At 65.0% G+C, this 13,310-nt stretch carries 12 protein-coding genes and 1 tRNA gene; 5 read left to right on the top strand and 8 right to left on the bottom strand.

Going from position 1 to position 13,310, the window contains the following annotated elements; translation table 11 throughout:
* The 5 genes from WCE35_RS01560 to mobB form a co-directional block, all read right to left on the bottom strand.
* The coding region (locus WCE35_RS01560) for a molybdopterin-dependent oxidoreductase (protein WP_424591584.1) at positions 1-2,081 on the bottom strand (2,081 nt) is incomplete at its 3' end.
* Entirely contained in the window at positions 2,078-3,781 is a 1,704-nt protein-coding gene (locus WCE35_RS01555; RefSeq protein WP_424591583.1) for an NADH-ubiquinone oxidoreductase-F iron-sulfur binding region domain-containing protein, read from the bottom strand. The genes WCE35_RS01560 and WCE35_RS01555, both read right to left, overlap by 4 nt.
* 225 nt (positions 3,782-4,006) lie before the next feature.
* Positions 4,007-4,261, bottom strand: coding sequence for a sulfurtransferase TusA family protein (locus WCE35_RS01550; RefSeq protein WP_424591582.1), 255 nt, complete (start codon positions 4,259-4,261; stop codon positions 4,007-4,009).
* Positions 4,262-4,342: 81 nt separating this feature from the next.
* The gene (gene glp / locus WCE35_RS01545) at positions 4,343-5,596 is read right to left on the bottom strand and encodes a gephyrin-like molybdotransferase Glp (protein WP_424591581.1); all 1,254 of its coding nucleotides are present in this window, start codon (positions 5,594-5,596) and stop codon (positions 4,343-4,345) included.
* An 8-nt stretch (positions 5,597-5,604) separates the two neighbouring features.
* The gene (gene mobB, locus WCE35_RS01540) at positions 5,605-6,132 is read right to left on the bottom strand and encodes a molybdopterin-guanine dinucleotide biosynthesis protein B (protein ID WP_424591580.1); all 528 of its coding nucleotides are present in this window, start codon (positions 6,130-6,132) and stop codon (positions 5,605-5,607) included.
* 230 nt (positions 6,133-6,362) lie between these two features.
* Between mobB and WCE35_RS01535 the strand changes: the two genes are divergently transcribed.
* Complete coding sequence (locus WCE35_RS01535; RefSeq protein WP_424591579.1) at positions 6,363-7,253, top strand: formate dehydrogenase accessory sulfurtransferase FdhD; 891 nt, start codon at positions 6,363-6,365, stop codon at positions 7,251-7,253.
* Positions 7,243-7,887: a molybdenum cofactor guanylyltransferase MobA gene (gene mobA / locus WCE35_RS01530; protein ID WP_424591578.1), complete on the top strand. Its 645-nt coding sequence runs from the start codon at positions 7,243-7,245 to the stop codon at positions 7,885-7,887. Before WCE35_RS01535 ends, mobA begins: the two co-directional genes overlap by 11 nt.
* 184 nt (positions 7,888-8,071) lie before the next feature.
* Here the strand turns inward: mobA and WCE35_RS01525 are convergent, their stop codons facing one another.
* Positions 8,072-9,202: an FAD-dependent monooxygenase gene (locus tag WCE35_RS01525; protein WP_424591577.1), complete on the bottom strand. Its 1,131-nt coding sequence runs from the start codon at positions 9,200-9,202 to the stop codon at positions 8,072-8,074.
* 282 nt (positions 9,203-9,484) lie between these two features.
* Between WCE35_RS01525 and WCE35_RS01520 the strand changes: the two genes are divergently transcribed.
* Positions 9,485-10,696: an ABC transporter substrate-binding protein gene (locus tag WCE35_RS01520; RefSeq protein ID WP_424591576.1), complete on the top strand. Its 1,212-nt coding sequence runs from the start codon at positions 9,485-9,487 to the stop codon at positions 10,694-10,696.
* A 93-nt stretch (positions 10,697-10,789) separates the two neighbouring features.
* Here the strand turns inward: WCE35_RS01520 and WCE35_RS01515 are convergent, their stop codons facing one another.
* Positions 10,790-11,755, bottom strand: coding sequence for a TAXI family TRAP transporter solute-binding subunit (locus WCE35_RS01515; RefSeq protein ID WP_424591575.1), 966 nt, complete (start codon positions 11,753-11,755; stop codon positions 10,790-10,792).
* A gap of 98 nt (positions 11,756-11,853) precedes the next feature.
* Between WCE35_RS01515 and WCE35_RS01510 the strand changes: the two genes are divergently transcribed.
* Together WCE35_RS01510 and WCE35_RS01505 are read left to right on the top strand one after the other, a co-directional pair.
* The gene (locus tag WCE35_RS01510; RefSeq protein ID WP_424591574.1) at positions 11,854-12,831 is read left to right on the top strand and encodes a Bug family tripartite tricarboxylate transporter substrate binding protein; all 978 of its coding nucleotides are present in this window, start codon (positions 11,854-11,856) and stop codon (positions 12,829-12,831) included.
* An 82-nt stretch (positions 12,832-12,913) separates the two neighbouring features.
* Positions 12,914-12,989, top strand: a tRNA-Ile gene (locus tag WCE35_RS01505).
* Between the two features lie 18 nt (positions 12,990-13,007).
* Here the strand turns inward: WCE35_RS01505 and WCE35_RS01500 are convergent.
* Positions 13,008-13,310, bottom strand: a 303-nt coding sequence (locus tag WCE35_RS01500; protein WP_424591573.1) for a tyrosine-type recombinase/integrase, incomplete at its 5' end; no start/stop codon positions are given.

Here is a 13,310-nt window from a genome sequence, read left to right as displayed (position 1 = left end):
GCGAGCTGCACGCGGCGGTCGGTGTTGGTGAAGGTGCCGGATTTTTCCGCGAATGCCGACGCCGGCAGGATCACGTCGGCATGGAACGCGGTTTCGGTCACGAACAGATCCTGCACCACCAGATGATCGAGTTTTGCCAATGCCTCGCGCGCATGCTGCAGGTCGGGATCCGACATCGCGGGATTTTCGCCCTCGATATACATGCCGTTGATCTCGCCGGCATGGATCGCGTTGATGATCTCGACCACGGTGAGGCCGCGGACCGGATCGAGCTCCTGATGCCAGAGCTTTTCGAACGGCGCGCGCAGGTCGGTGCGCCCGACCGGCTGGTAGTCCGGCAGGAACATCGGGATCAGGCCGGCGTCGGAGGCGCCCTGCACGTTGTTCTGGCCGCGCAAAGGATGCAGCCCGGTGCCGGGACGGCCGACTTGCCCGGTGATCAGCGCCAGCGCGATCAGGCAGCGCGCATTGTCGGTGCCGTGGATGTGCTGGCTGATGCCCATGCCCCAGAAGATGATCGAGGCGCGCGAGCGCGCATAGATCCGCGCCACCTCGCGCAAGGTATCGGCCGGGACGCCGCAGATCGGCGCCATCTTTTCCGGCGTGAATTCCTGGATGCGCGCCTTGAGTTCTTCAAAACCTTCGGTATAGCCCGCGATGTATTGATCGTCGGTGAGGCCCTCGGTGATGATGGTGTTGAGCATCGCGTTCAGCATCGCGACGTCGCTGCCGGGCTTGAAGGCGAGATGCTTGTAGGCATGACGCGACAGCGATTGCCTGCGCGGGTCCATCACGATCAGCCTGGCGCCGCGCTTGGCGGCGTTCTTGATATAGGTCGCCGCCACCGGATGGTTGATGGTCGGATTGGCGCCGATCACGATGATGACCTCGGCGTCCATGGCGGCAGCGAACGGCGCCGACACCGCGCCGGAGTTGAGGCCTTCCATCAGGGCGGCGACCGAGGAGGCATGGCACAGCCGCGTGCAGTGGTCGACATTGTTGGAGCCAAAACCGGTGCGCACCAGTTTTTGGAACAGATAGGCTTCCTCGTTCGAGCCTTTCGCGGAGCCAAAGCCCGCGAGCGCCTTGACGCCTTTTTCCTCGCGGATTTTGACCAGACCCCTGGCCGCGATGTCGAGCGCCTCGTCCCAATCGGCCTCGCGGAAATGCGTGAAAGGATTGGCCGGGTCGACCTGGTCGTTGGCATCCTTCGTCGCATTCGGCAGCCGCACCAGCGGCTTGGTCAGGCGATGCGGATGATGGATGTAGTCGAAGCCGAAGCGGCCCTTGACGCAGAGCCGGTTATGGTTGGCCGGGCCGTCGCGGCCCTCGGCATAGATGATTTTCTCGTCCTTGACCTGATAGGTGACCTGACAGCCGACGCCGCAGAACGGGCACAGCGAATCCACCTTGCGGTCGGCATAGGTGACGCGGGTCTCTTTCTCGTCGAGCATCACCGCCGGCATCAAGGCGCCGGTCGGACAGGCCTGCACGCATTCGCCACAGGCCACGCAGGTCGATTCCCCCATCGGATCGTCGAAGTCGAACACGATCTTGGCTTGATGACTGCGATAGGCCATGCCGATGACGTCGTTGACCTGGACCTCGCGGCAGGCGCGCACGCAGAGGCCGCACTGGATGCAGGCATCGAGATTGACGCGCATCGCGGGATGGCTGGGGTCGGCGTCCCAGCGCTCGGCGGACGGAAAACGGCTCTCGGTAACCTGAACCTTCTCGGCCCAGTGCCAGAATTTCGACTCGGGATCGTGCGAGGTCGCACGCGCCGGCTGGTCGGCGACCAGAAGCTCCATCACCATCTTCTGCGCCGCGACCGCCCGCGCGCTGGCCGTTCTCACCTTCATGCCGACGCTCGGCGTGCGCTTGCAGGACGCCGCCAGCACGCGCTCGCCCTCGACCTCCACCATGCAGGCGCGGCAATTGCCGTCCGGCCGATAGTCGGGCGCGGGCGAGTAGCACAGATGCGGGATGTCCCGGCCCTGGCGTTTTGCGACCTGCCAGATCGTCTCGCCGCCCGTGGCTTCGACTTGCTGGCCGTCGAGCTCGAACTGGATCCTTGTCATTCCGCCGCTTCCTTGAACTCGTCGGGGAAATATTTGATCACCGTGGTGAGCGGATTCGAGGCCGCCTGGCCGAGGCCGCAGATCGAGGCGTCGCGCATCGCCTGGCTCAGTTCCTCGAGCAATTCGCGGTCCCAGACCGGCCGCGCCATCAGGATCGCCGCCTTCTGGGTGCCGACCCGGCACGGCGTGCACTGGCCGCAGCTCTCATCCTCGAAGAAGCGCATCAGGTTCAGCGCCGCCGCCTTGACGCTGTCGTGCTGCGACAGCACGATGATGGCGGCCGAGCCGATGAAGCAGCCGTATTTCTCCAAGGTGCCGAAATCGAGCGGGATATTGTCCATCGAGGCCGGCAGGATGCCGCCGGACGCGCCGCCCGGCAGATAGGCATGGAGGGTATGGCCGTCGGCCATGCCGCCGCAGAACTCGTCGATCAGTTCGCGCACCGTGATGCCGGATGGCGCGAGCTTCATGCCGGGATGCTTGACCCGGCCCGAGACCGAAAAGCTGCGCAGGCCCTGACGATCGTTGCGGCCGTGGCGCTTCCACCATTCGGCGCCCTTCTCGACGATGTCGCGCACCCACCACAGCGTCTCGACATTGTTGATCAGGGTGGGCAGGCCGAACAGCCCGACCTGGAACGGATAGGGCGGCTTGTGCCGCGGTAACCCGCGCTTGCCCTCGATGCTTTCGAGCAGCGAGGATTCCTCGCCGCAGATATAGGCGCCTGCGCCGCGTCGCATGTGCAGCACCGGGCCGCCCGGCGGCAGTTTGGCGATCTCGCGTTCGAGGATGTCGCGCGAGGCCGGATATTCGTCGCGGATGTAGATGTAGACATCGCTCGCCTCCACCACATGGGCGCCGATCAGCATGCCCTCGATGAAGCGATGCGGATCGGTCTCGAGATAATAGCGGTCCTTGAAGGTGCCGGGCTCGCCCTCGTCGCCATTGATCGCCATCAGCCGCGGCCCGGGCTCGCCAAGCACCGCGCGCCATTTTCGTCCCGCGGGGAAGCCCGCGCCGCCGAGCCCGCGCAACGAGGCGTCGTCGAGCGATTTTAAGAGATCTTCCTTCGCAAGCTCGCCGGCGCGCAAGCGATTGAGCAGTTGGTAGCCGCCGCCGGCGACATAGGCGTCGTAATCGACATAGTCGGGCAGATGCGCATGGGTTTTGCCGGCCTTCGCCGCGGCAAGCACGTTTGAAACATTGGCGTGATCGACGAAATGATGCCCGACCTCGGCCGCGGGCGCGGTGTCGCAGCGGCCGACGCAGGGCGCGCGTACCACGCGAATGCCGGGACCGGCGCCGGCCTGCAATTCATTCAGCAATTTCTCCGCGCCCAGCATGGCGCAGGTCAGCGAATCGCAGACCCGGATGGTGAGCGGCGCGATATCGCGCTCGCCTTCCTTCACCACGTCGAAATGCGCGTAGAAGGTCGCGGTCTCGAACACTTCCGCGAACGACAGCTTCATCTCGTCGGCGAGCGCCGCGAGATGCGCGGCGGAAATCCGATGCCAGGTGTCCTGGATCAGATGCAGATGCTCGATCAGGAGATCGCGGCGCCGCGGCCGGTCGCCCAGCAGGCGTTCGATTTCGTCGGCGGCGACGGGATCGATCTGACGGCCCTTCGGGGTCGCCTTGGCCCGTCGCCGTCCCGCGCCGGGATGCTCGAACGAGCGGACTTTCTGCACGTCATGAACCATGAAACGTCTCGTTCCTGCCTGCCAGCGGCAGCGATGGTAATCTGTGGCATGCCACATGCCAAGAGAATTATGGCGTGCTGATAAGCATTTAAGGGGCACGCCGGGGCGCCTTCATGCCCTCGCAACCCGCCCGCCGAACCCGACGCCGAACACGCAGCGAATATCGATTGGGGCTGAAGTCGGGATAAACGTCGATCGCCAACATGTCCACATCAACCGAAACGATTACATGCGATTTGACTTCTCAATCGAGGCATTCGCCTTTTCGATCAGGAACACGATCCGGCTTGCAGCCCGCTCCATGAGCTCAACCTTGTCGCCGGTTTCCCGGATCAGGTTCGGGATATCGATCACCGAAAGCGGATCGGTACAGTGCACTTCAAGAAAATCCCCCGGCGCAATCGACTTCAGCGCCTTGCGCGTCTTCAACGCCGGCAGCGGGCATTTGAGACCGGTGAGATCGAGTTTTGTCGTGGTCATGTCCCGAACATGACGAGAGGGCGGCGTGTCGTCAATGGACGCTCGCGGTCAAGCGAAATGGATTCCGGCGACGATCGAACTTCAAATCAAGTTGGCGTAGGCGAGAAATCCGACGGTCTGGCCGGGCTCGACGGCGGTGACCTGTTCGCCGAGCTCGACCAGCCCGTCGGTATCGACCAGCGACGACAACAGCCCCGCGCCCTCGCGCGGAAACTTGATCGCCTCGAGCACGCCGTCGTCGGCCTTGCGCAGGTTGACGCGGACATATTCGCGGCGGGCGATCTTCTTGCGGTAGGCAAAGCTGGCGCGAACCGGCATCGGCACCAGCGGTAGAAGTTGTGCGCCGGACAAGGCCAGCACGGTCGGCCGCACCACATGGACGAAGGTGACAAAGCTCGCCACCGGATTGCCCGGCAATCCGATCAGCGGCGTGCCGCCGATGATCCCCATCGCGACCGGACGCCCCGGCTTGATCGCCATTCGCCACAGCACCAGTTTTCCCGCGGCTTCGACACCGGCCTTGACGTGGTCCTCCTCGCCGGTCGAAACGCCGCCGCTGGTAAGGATCAGGTCGTGGGCGCCGGCCGCCTTCCGCAAGGCGCCTGCGAGCGCGGCGCGATCGTCCCTGACAATGCCGAGATCGCGGACCTCGCAGCCGAGCCGGCGCAGCATCGCCATCAGCATGACGCGGTTGGAGTCGAACAACTGCGCCGCCGCGCGCGCCTCCCCCGGCGATACCAGTTCGTTGCCGGTCGAGAATACCGCGACGCGGATGCGCCTGATCACGCCGAGCTCGGTCAGGCCGAAGGCCGCGGCGAGCGCCACATCCTGCGGCCGCAGCCGCCGGCCGGCCTGCATGGCCGGATAACCCAGCGGGACATCTTCGCCGGCCGGGCGCACATTGGCCCCGGGCCGCAACCCCGCGGGCAGAACCACCCTGTCGTTTTCGACGCGGACGTCCTCCTGCATGAACACGGTGTCGGCGCCATCCGGCATCGGCGCGCCGGTGAAGATGCGCATGGCCTCGCCGGGCTTGACCCGTGCCAGCGCCGAGGCGCCGGCCTGCACGCGTCCCGCGATCGCGAAGGCTTGTTCCCCGGCTTGCGGAAGCGTGCTGCCCGACACCGCGTAGCCATCGACCGCCGAGTTGGTGAAAGGCGGCAGCGGCAGCGGCGCGGCAATGTCGCGCGCCAGAACGCGCCCGTCGGCGTCCGTGAGCGCAACGGTCTCGACTTCCTCAACCCCGGTCACCCGCGCGGCGATGATGCCGACGGCCTCCTCCACCGACATCATCGGCCCGCCGAAGGCAAAGCAGTCGTCGGACAATTGCGCCATCTTGCGTCTCAGCTTTCGCTCAGGCTTTTCGCCAGCACGTCTTCGACCGCTATCGCGGACCGCAGCATCATCGCGGCGACCGCCTCGGTATCGTCGAGACGGACGGTCGGAAGCGTGCTTTCAACGGCAATATCGCTCGCGATGCCGACCACGCCGGGATCGTCGGGGAACAGCCACGGCTTGGCGTTGGCGGCGCGAAAAACCTCGATCTTGCGATGCGGCTCGCGCTTGAAACCTTCGACGATGACGAGATCGACCTGCGACATTTTTGCCAATAGTTCGGCAAGCCGCGGTTCGGCGGCGCCGCGCAACTCATGCATCAGCGCCCAGCGCCGGCTCGAGGACACCAGCACCTCGGTGGCGCCGGACTGCCGGTGCACCCAGGAATCCTTGCCGGGGACGTCGACATCGAACGCGTGATGGGCGTGCTTGATGACGGAGACGCGCAGGCCTGTTGCCAGCAAATGCGGGATCACGCGCGCCAGCAAGGTGGTCTTGCCGGCGCCGCTCCATCCCGCGAGGCCTATCAGTTTCATCTCGTTCTCCGCGCCCCAAGCGCCTTGCCGTCATTGCGAGGAGCAAAGCGACGAAGCAATCCAGTCCTTGCTTCCCCGGGCCGTGAAATGGATTGCTTCGCGGAGCCTGTCATCGGGCGCGCGCATTCGCGCGACCCGATGGCTCGCAATGACGATCCTGGCGGCATTTCGCCCATGCCCGGAGATGCTTTATATCGGTCCGGAGATAAAGTCATGCTAGCCTCGCCGATATGATGAAGATCGACAAAGCCCCCGTCCCCCTGATCGTGCCGAACCCGGACGATCCACGGCTGACCGAGCGCGTCACCGGGACCGACCAGGCCGGCGCCACCGTCGAGATCAGGGTGCCGGTGGAGCGGCCGCTGACCTTGTACCTGAACGCGCAGGAAATCGTCACCATGATGACGATCGGCGATTACCCGGAATATCTGGCGCTCGGCTATCTCTTGAACCAGAACATGCTGAAATACGACGATATCGTCACCGAGGTCGAATATGACGACGACCTGCAGGTGGTGGTGGTGCGCACCGCCCATCACACCAATTTCGAGGCGAAGCTGAGGAAGCGCACGCAGACCTCGGGCTGCGCGCAGGGCACCGCGTTCGGCGATCTCCTGGAAGCCGTCGAAAGCGTCGCGCTGCCGAAGGCGGAATTGCGCACCTCCTGGCTCTACCAGATGACGCATGCGATCAACACCATGCCCTCGCTCTATCTGGAAGCCGGCGCGATCCATGGCTGCGTGCTGTGCAAGCAGGGCCAGCCTGTCTGCTACACCGAGGATGTCGGCCGCCATAACGCGGTCGACAAGATCGCAGGCTGGATCTATCGCCACGGCGTCGATCCCGCCGACAAGATTCTCTACACCACGGGACGGCTGACCTCCGAGATGGTGATCAAGACGGTGCGGATGGGGATTCCGATCCTGGTGTCGCGTTCCGGCTTCACGGCCTGGGGCGTCGAACTGGCGCGGCAGGTCGGGCTGACGCTGGTCGGGCGCACGCGCGGCAAGCGCTTCATCGCGTTGTCAGGCGAGGCACGCATCGTGTTCGACCAGAACCTCGCCTTTGTCGAAGAGGAATCCGCGCGGCACAAGCGCAAGGGCGAACACCGTGACGACTGAGGCAGCGTCAAGCGACGCGCCGGAAATCCCGGGCGTGCTGCTGGCCGGCGGCCTGGCGCGGCGGATGGGCGGCGGCGACAAGCCGATGCGCCGGATCGGCGGCCGCACCATCCTGGAACGCGTCATCGATCGGCTGAAGCCGCAATGCGGCGGGCTCATTCTCAATGCCAACGGCGATCCCGCGCGCTTCGCCGCGTTCGGCCTGCCGGTCATCCCGGATGGCGTCGGCGATTTTCCCGGACCGCTCGCAGGGATTCTGGCCGCGCTTGACTGGGTCGTGCTGAACCGACCCGGCGTGTCGCTGGTGCTGAGCGCGGCGGCGGATTGCCCGTTCCTGCCGCGCGATCTGGTGGCGCGTCTGCATCAGGCGCTCGCGGAGCAGCACGCGCAGCTCGCGGTCGCGGCCTCCGACGGACAATCGCATCCGGTGATCGGGCTATGGCGCGTCGACTTGCGCGACGAACTTCGCCGCGCGCTGGTGGTCGAGGACATCAGAAAGATCGACCGCTGGACCGCGCGCCACAGGCTCGCGACCGTGACATGGCCGACCGAGCCGCTCGATCCTTTCTTCAATGCCAACACGGTGGATGACATCGCGGAAGCAGAGCGGCTCGCGGAATTGGACGGAGGTTGAACTTGGCGTGCCCCGGATGCCGCGCAGCACGCCGCGTTTGCGGCGTGGTGCGCTGCTGATCCGGGGCCCATCATGGCTGAAGAGATCGCTGCCCTCGAGTGGGTCCCGGCTCTGCGGCGCACCGCAAGATGCGCTGCGCCGCGTCCGGGACACGTCCCCGTGCCGCAGCCTTTATGGAAAACGTCTACGCCGCCAGCGGCGCGGTCCAGGCGTCGTAGGCATACACCCAGTCGGTGTCGGTTTTTTCCCGAAGCCAGGTATTGGTTCGCGAGGTCTGCTGGATCCGCGCGGTCCGGTCTTTCCGGCTCGCCTCGAACCGGCGAAACGCATTCGGGACACCGTCCCGCTCGACGCCTTCGAGGCAGCGCGACAGCACGGCGGCGTCCTCGATCGCCATGGCGGCGCCCTGTGCCATATAGGGCGTCATCGGATGGCAGGCGTCGCCGAGCAGCGTCACGTTGCGGTCCGACCAGCGCTCAAGCGAATTGCGATCGACGATCGCCCATTTGTGCACGTCCGGACACGCGGCCAACACAGCTTCGACCTGGCGATCGAAGCCGTCGAACGCCGCCCGCAATTGTCTGACGTCGCCCTTGGCCGACCATGACTCGATCGTGAAGTCCGGCTCCGGCTGGCTGGTCACGAGGTAGATTTCGCTGCGGTCCGGCTTGACGTAGTAGATGACGATGTGCCGGTCTTCGCCCCACCATTTGGTGCAGTCGTCGATTTTCTGTCCGCCGAGCAGCGCGGCGGGATAGGTCGTTCGATACGCGATCCGCCCGGTATAGTGCACCGGGGAGGCGCCGAACAAAATATCTCTGACCACCGAATGAACGCCGTCCGCGCCAATCACGGCATCCGCGACCGCGACGGCACCATTGGCGAAAACCAGTCGGACACCGTCGCCGGTCTCATCCAGCCCGACCAGTTTGTGGCCGAGCTTGACGTATTGGCCCGGAACCGCGCTGGCCAGGGCGGCGTGCAGGTCGCCGCGATGCGCCAGCAGATAGGGCGCGCCGAATTTCTGCTCGGCGGTCTCGCCAAAAATCATGTCGAACTTGACTTGCCCTGTTCGCCAATCCCGATTGTTCCAGGAACGCGGGTAGAAGGATTGCCCGCGCAATCGGGCCTCGAGCCCCAGCGCCCGCAGAACCTTCATGGCGTTGCAGCCGATCTGAATCCCGGCGCCGAGCCTTGCGAACTGCGCGGCCTGCTCGTACACCGTGACATCGATGCCGACGCGCCGCAGCGCCGCCGCGGCGGCGAGGCCGCCCATGCCGGCGCCGACAATCGCGATCGACAGTGGCCTCGCCATCGGTTCACCTCCGCCGGCTATGTTGCGGCGCGAGCCGATCCAGCACAGCGGCAAGCGCCAATTCGAGCGGGGCAAGTGGAGCCGGCAAGCGCTGGGGGGTGATCATGGCCTGCCTATGTACTCAATCGGCCCCAAAATATACAGCCTGCCGTCGTCTGCTTGATTGGTCCTTTCGCTACGTTGACGAAGGCCTGCGAACGATCGCAAAAGGAGGGCACCGCGCCGGGCGCCCGGAGAAGCGATGGTGGCCAATGCGCCAGCGGTAACTGGAGGAGTTTAAGGATGTTCACCAGAAACCTGTTGCCACTTGGCGCGCTCGCGGCTGCGATGCTGGCGCCCATGGCGGCGCTCGCGCAGATTTCGGATGAGGTGGTCAAGATCGGCGTCCTCACCGACATGAACGGCCCGGCGTCCACGCCCACCGGACAGGGTTCGGTCACCGCCGCGCAAATGGCGATCGACGATTTCGGCGGCAAGGTGTTGGGCAAGCCGGTTTCGCTGATCATCGGCGACCATCAGTTGAAGGCCGATATCGGCGCCGGCCTGGCGCGCCGCTGGTATGACACCGAACAGGTCGACCTCATCGTCGACGTTCCGGTGTCGGCGGTCGGCCTCGCGGTACAGAACGTCGCCAACGAAAAGAAGAAGCTGCTGATCGTGCACTCGACCGGCACGGCCGACTTCCACGGAAAATTCTGCTCGCCCTACGCGATGCAGTGGGTGTTCGATACCCGTGCGCTGGCGGTCGGCACCGCGCAGGCGGTGGTGAAGCGCGGCGGCGACAGCTGGTTCTTCATCACCGACGATTATGCATTCGGCCATTCGCTCGAACGCGACGCCGCCAGCGTCATCACCGCCAATGGCGGCAAGGTGCTGGGCGCGGTGCGGCCGCCGCTCGCCACCCCCGATCTGTCCTCGTTCGTGCTGCAGGCGCAGGCTTCCAGGGCCAGGATCATCGGCATCGCCGCCGGACCGCCGAACAACATGAACGAGATCAAGACCGGCTCCGAGTTCGGCGTCTTCAAGGGCGGCCAGCAGATGGCGGCCCTGCTGGCGCTGATCACCGACATTCATTCGCTGGGACTGCCGGCGGCGCAGGGGCTGTTGCTGACGACGTCGTTCTACTGGGACATGGACGACAAGGCCCGCGAATGGTCGAAGCGCTACTTCGCCAAGATGAACCGGATGCCGACGATGTGGCAGGCCGGCGTCTATTCCTCGGTGATGTCCTATCTCAACGCCATCAAGGAGACCGGCACCGACGAGCCGCTCAAGGTGGCGGCGAAGATGCGCGAGAAGCCGATCGAGGATTTCTTTGCCCGCAACGGCAGGCTGCGCGAGGACAATCTGATGGTCCACGATTTGATGCTGGTCGAGGTCAAGAAACCGGATGAGTCGAAATATCCGTGGGACTATTACAGGATCCTCGCCAGGATTTCCGGCGAGGAAGCCTTCGGCCCGCCGGACCCGGCCTGTTCGCTGGTGAAGAAGTGAAGTGGGCGAATGGCGAATGGTGAGTAGCGAATGGCGAGTGGCGAACGGTGAGCAGCACCAACTATTCGCTATTCGCTACTCGCTATTCGCCCTCTACCGCACCACCCCGATCTCGCGGAAATATCTGAGCACCCCCGGATGGATCAGCTCGGCGTCCGGCGCTGCCGCCACGGTGTTCGCAGCCGTGGTCTCGCACGCCTGCGGCAATTTCCTGCAGAGCGAGGCTTCAATCCCGTGCAGCGCGCGCGCCAGCCGGTAGGCGACATCGTCCGGCAGGTTTTCGCGCGCGAGAACAAAGCTCCAGGAGCCGACCGAGGCGATCGCGGCCGTCTGGCCGGGATAGCTGTTCGCGGCAATCGTCAGCGGCTTGAGAAAAGCGTGTTTTTCCCGGATGCGCGCGATTTCGCCGGCGTCAGGCGCGATGAACCGCGCGCCGCCCGGGCTCTGCGCCATCGCGGCGAAACCAGGCCAGCCGATGCCGGCGCCCCATAGCGCGGCAGCGCGGCCATCTTGCACCATGGCGGGGCCGTCGCCGGCACGATCGAGATAGATCGACCTGAAATCCTCATCCTGCTTCAACCCGATGCCGTCGAGCACATAGCGCGACAGGATCGGCAGGCCGGAGCCCCTGGCGCCGAATGCGACCGGCTGGCCGACGAGATCGCGGATGGTCCTGTAGGGACTGTCAGCCCGCACCACGAACATGCCCGGGCTGGAATACATCGCGGTCAGGATTTTCAGGCGGGTAGCCGGCCGCCCGATGGCCATGAAGGCTTCGTAAGCAGGTTCGCCCGCGACCAGCGCGATATCGAGGCTTCCTGCCTCCAGCAGCGGAATGTTTTCGTTGCTGCCGCTGGTATTGCGCGGCGCGATCGACAGCGTCGGATCGGCGGCGTTGATCGCTTCGGCGAAGGCATCGCCATAGAGCGGGAAGCCGCCGCCCGGCGTCGCCGTTCCCAGGCTGATGGTCGTTTTTGAAATAGCCCCGCCTCCATCCTGCGCAACGGCGCTCGCCACCAGCAGCAGAGCCCCGGCGCCAACCATATGGGCAATTTTCATGCTTGGCCTCAAGCAAGGTTCCACGCTGGGTTGTAGGCAAGCCCTGGATTTTGTGAAAGCATCCGTTCAACGCTAACAAGAAAACGACGAGAAGCATAATGATCCGGTTTTTTCGCGCCGCTTTGGCTGGTCTGGTTTGCCTGTTGAGCCTCGCGGCCGGAATCGGGCCGTCGTCCGCCGCCGACTACCCGAACCGTCCGGTGCGCTGGCTGATCGGGTTCGCCCCCGGCGGCGCGGTCGATATCGTCGCGCGCATCGTGGGCCAGTGGCTGTCGGAACATTTCGGCCAGCCATTCGTGGTCGAGAACCGCGCCGGCTCCGGCGGCAATCTCGCCGCGGCGGCGGCGATCAATTCGCCGCCCGACGGCTACACGCTGCTGTTCGTCGCGCCGAACAACGCGATCTCAGCCTCGCTTTACAGGAAGCTGCCCTATGATTTCATCCGCGACACCACCCCGGTCGCGAGCATCATGCAGCTCACCAACATGATGGTGGTGCCGGCATCGCTGCCGGTCAAGACCGTGCAGGAGTTCATCGACTACTGCAGGGCCAATCCCGGCAAGGTGTCCTATGCGTCGTCCGGCAACGGCACCTCGGTGCACATGTCGGCGGAATTGTTCAAGGCGCTGACCCATGTCGATATGGCCCATGTGCCGTATCGTGGTTCCGCGATCGCCTACCCGGATCTGATTTCCAACAAGGTGCAGGTGCTGTTCGACAACCTGCCCGGCGCGCTCGAACAGGTGCGCGCGGGAACCATGCGTGGGCTGGGCGTCACCTCGCCGCAGCGCTGGCCGGGGGTGCCCGACGTGCCTGCCATCGCCGAAACCGTGCCGGGATTCGAATCCGTCGGATTCTACGGCATCTCGGCGCCAAAGGGCACGCCGCCGGAAATCGTCGATATCCTCAACAAGGCGGTCGGCGAAGCGCTGCGCGACCCCAGGCTGGTGACGCGGCTCGCCGAGATCGGCGGCATCCCCAAACCGATGACGCCGGCCGAATTCGGCAAGCTCGTCGCCGACGAGACCGAGAAATGGCGCAAGGTGGTGGAGTTCGCGGGCGTGTCGGTCGATTGACCCCCGGCATTGCCGGAACGCCGCCATCCCTGTAAACGATGCCGGCACCGTTGCCGGCCGCTCTCCGCGGCCGCCCGCGGCGGGGCCTGTAGCTCAATGGTTAGAGCCGGCCGCTCATAACGGTCTGGTTGCAGGTTCGAGTCCTGCCGGGCCCACCAGTCAAATCAATTGCTTAGTTAGGGATTGTCTCGCCGCAGCGGGATGACCGCACCAGAAACCGCACCAGATACGTGCGCCTTTCGTTCGCGACCTGGCGCGCGCATCGCGATTTTCTCGACTGCATCCGACAAATAGTCAGGGTGATGGTGGCCGTATGTATTCAGCAGAACCTCAAGTGACATTCCGAGAAAGCCGGCGGCTTGCCACGGGTCGGCGCCCTTCTGCATCAGCCAAGTCGCGGCCGTGTGCCGCAACGTGTGAGGCGATACACCGGGACCGAGCCCGGCGAGCCTGACGGCGCTCTTGAACGCGGTCTTGAC

The sequence above is a fragment of the Bradyrhizobium sp. genome, assembly GCF_049691595.1.
GTDB lineage: Bacteria > Pseudomonadota > Alphaproteobacteria > Rhizobiales > Xanthobacteraceae > Bradyrhizobium.
The sequence above is the reverse complement of the archived record's forward strand: the minus strand, read 5'-3'. Positions and strand labels throughout refer to the sequence as shown.

Excerpts from the sequence above, each read along its gene's own strand:
- mobB (WP_424591580.1), bottom strand. The coding sequence starts at position 6,132 with ATGAAACTGATAGGCCTCGCGGGATGGAGCGGCGCCGGCAAGACCACC.
- WCE35_RS01550 (WP_424591582.1), bottom strand. The coding sequence starts at position 4,261 with ATGACCACGACAAAACTCGATCTCACCGGTCTCAAATGCCCGCTGCCG.
- WCE35_RS01515 (WP_424591575.1), bottom strand. The coding sequence starts at position 11,755 with ATGAAAATTGCCCATATGGTTGGCGCCGGGGCTCTGCTGCTGGTGGCG.
- WCE35_RS01555 (WP_424591583.1), bottom strand. The coding sequence starts at position 3,781 with ATGGTTCATGACGTGCAGAAAGTCCGCTCGTTCGAGCATCCCGGCGCG.
- glp (WP_424591581.1), bottom strand. The coding sequence starts at position 5,596 with ATGGCGCAATTGTCCGACGACTGCTTTGCCTTCGGCGGGCCGATGATG.
- WCE35_RS01535 (WP_424591579.1), top strand. The coding sequence starts at position 6,363 with ATGATGAAGATCGACAAAGCCCCCGTCCCCCTGATCGTGCCGAACCCG.
- WCE35_RS01510 (WP_424591574.1), top strand. The coding sequence starts at position 11,854 with ATGATCCGGTTTTTTCGCGCCGCTTTGGCTGGTCTGGTTTGCCTGTTG.
- WCE35_RS01525 (WP_424591577.1), bottom strand. The coding sequence starts at position 9,202 with ATGGCGAGGCCACTGTCGATCGCGATTGTCGGCGCCGGCATGGGCGGC.
- WCE35_RS01520 (WP_424591576.1), top strand. The coding sequence starts at position 9,485 with ATGTTCACCAGAAACCTGTTGCCACTTGGCGCGCTCGCGGCTGCGATG.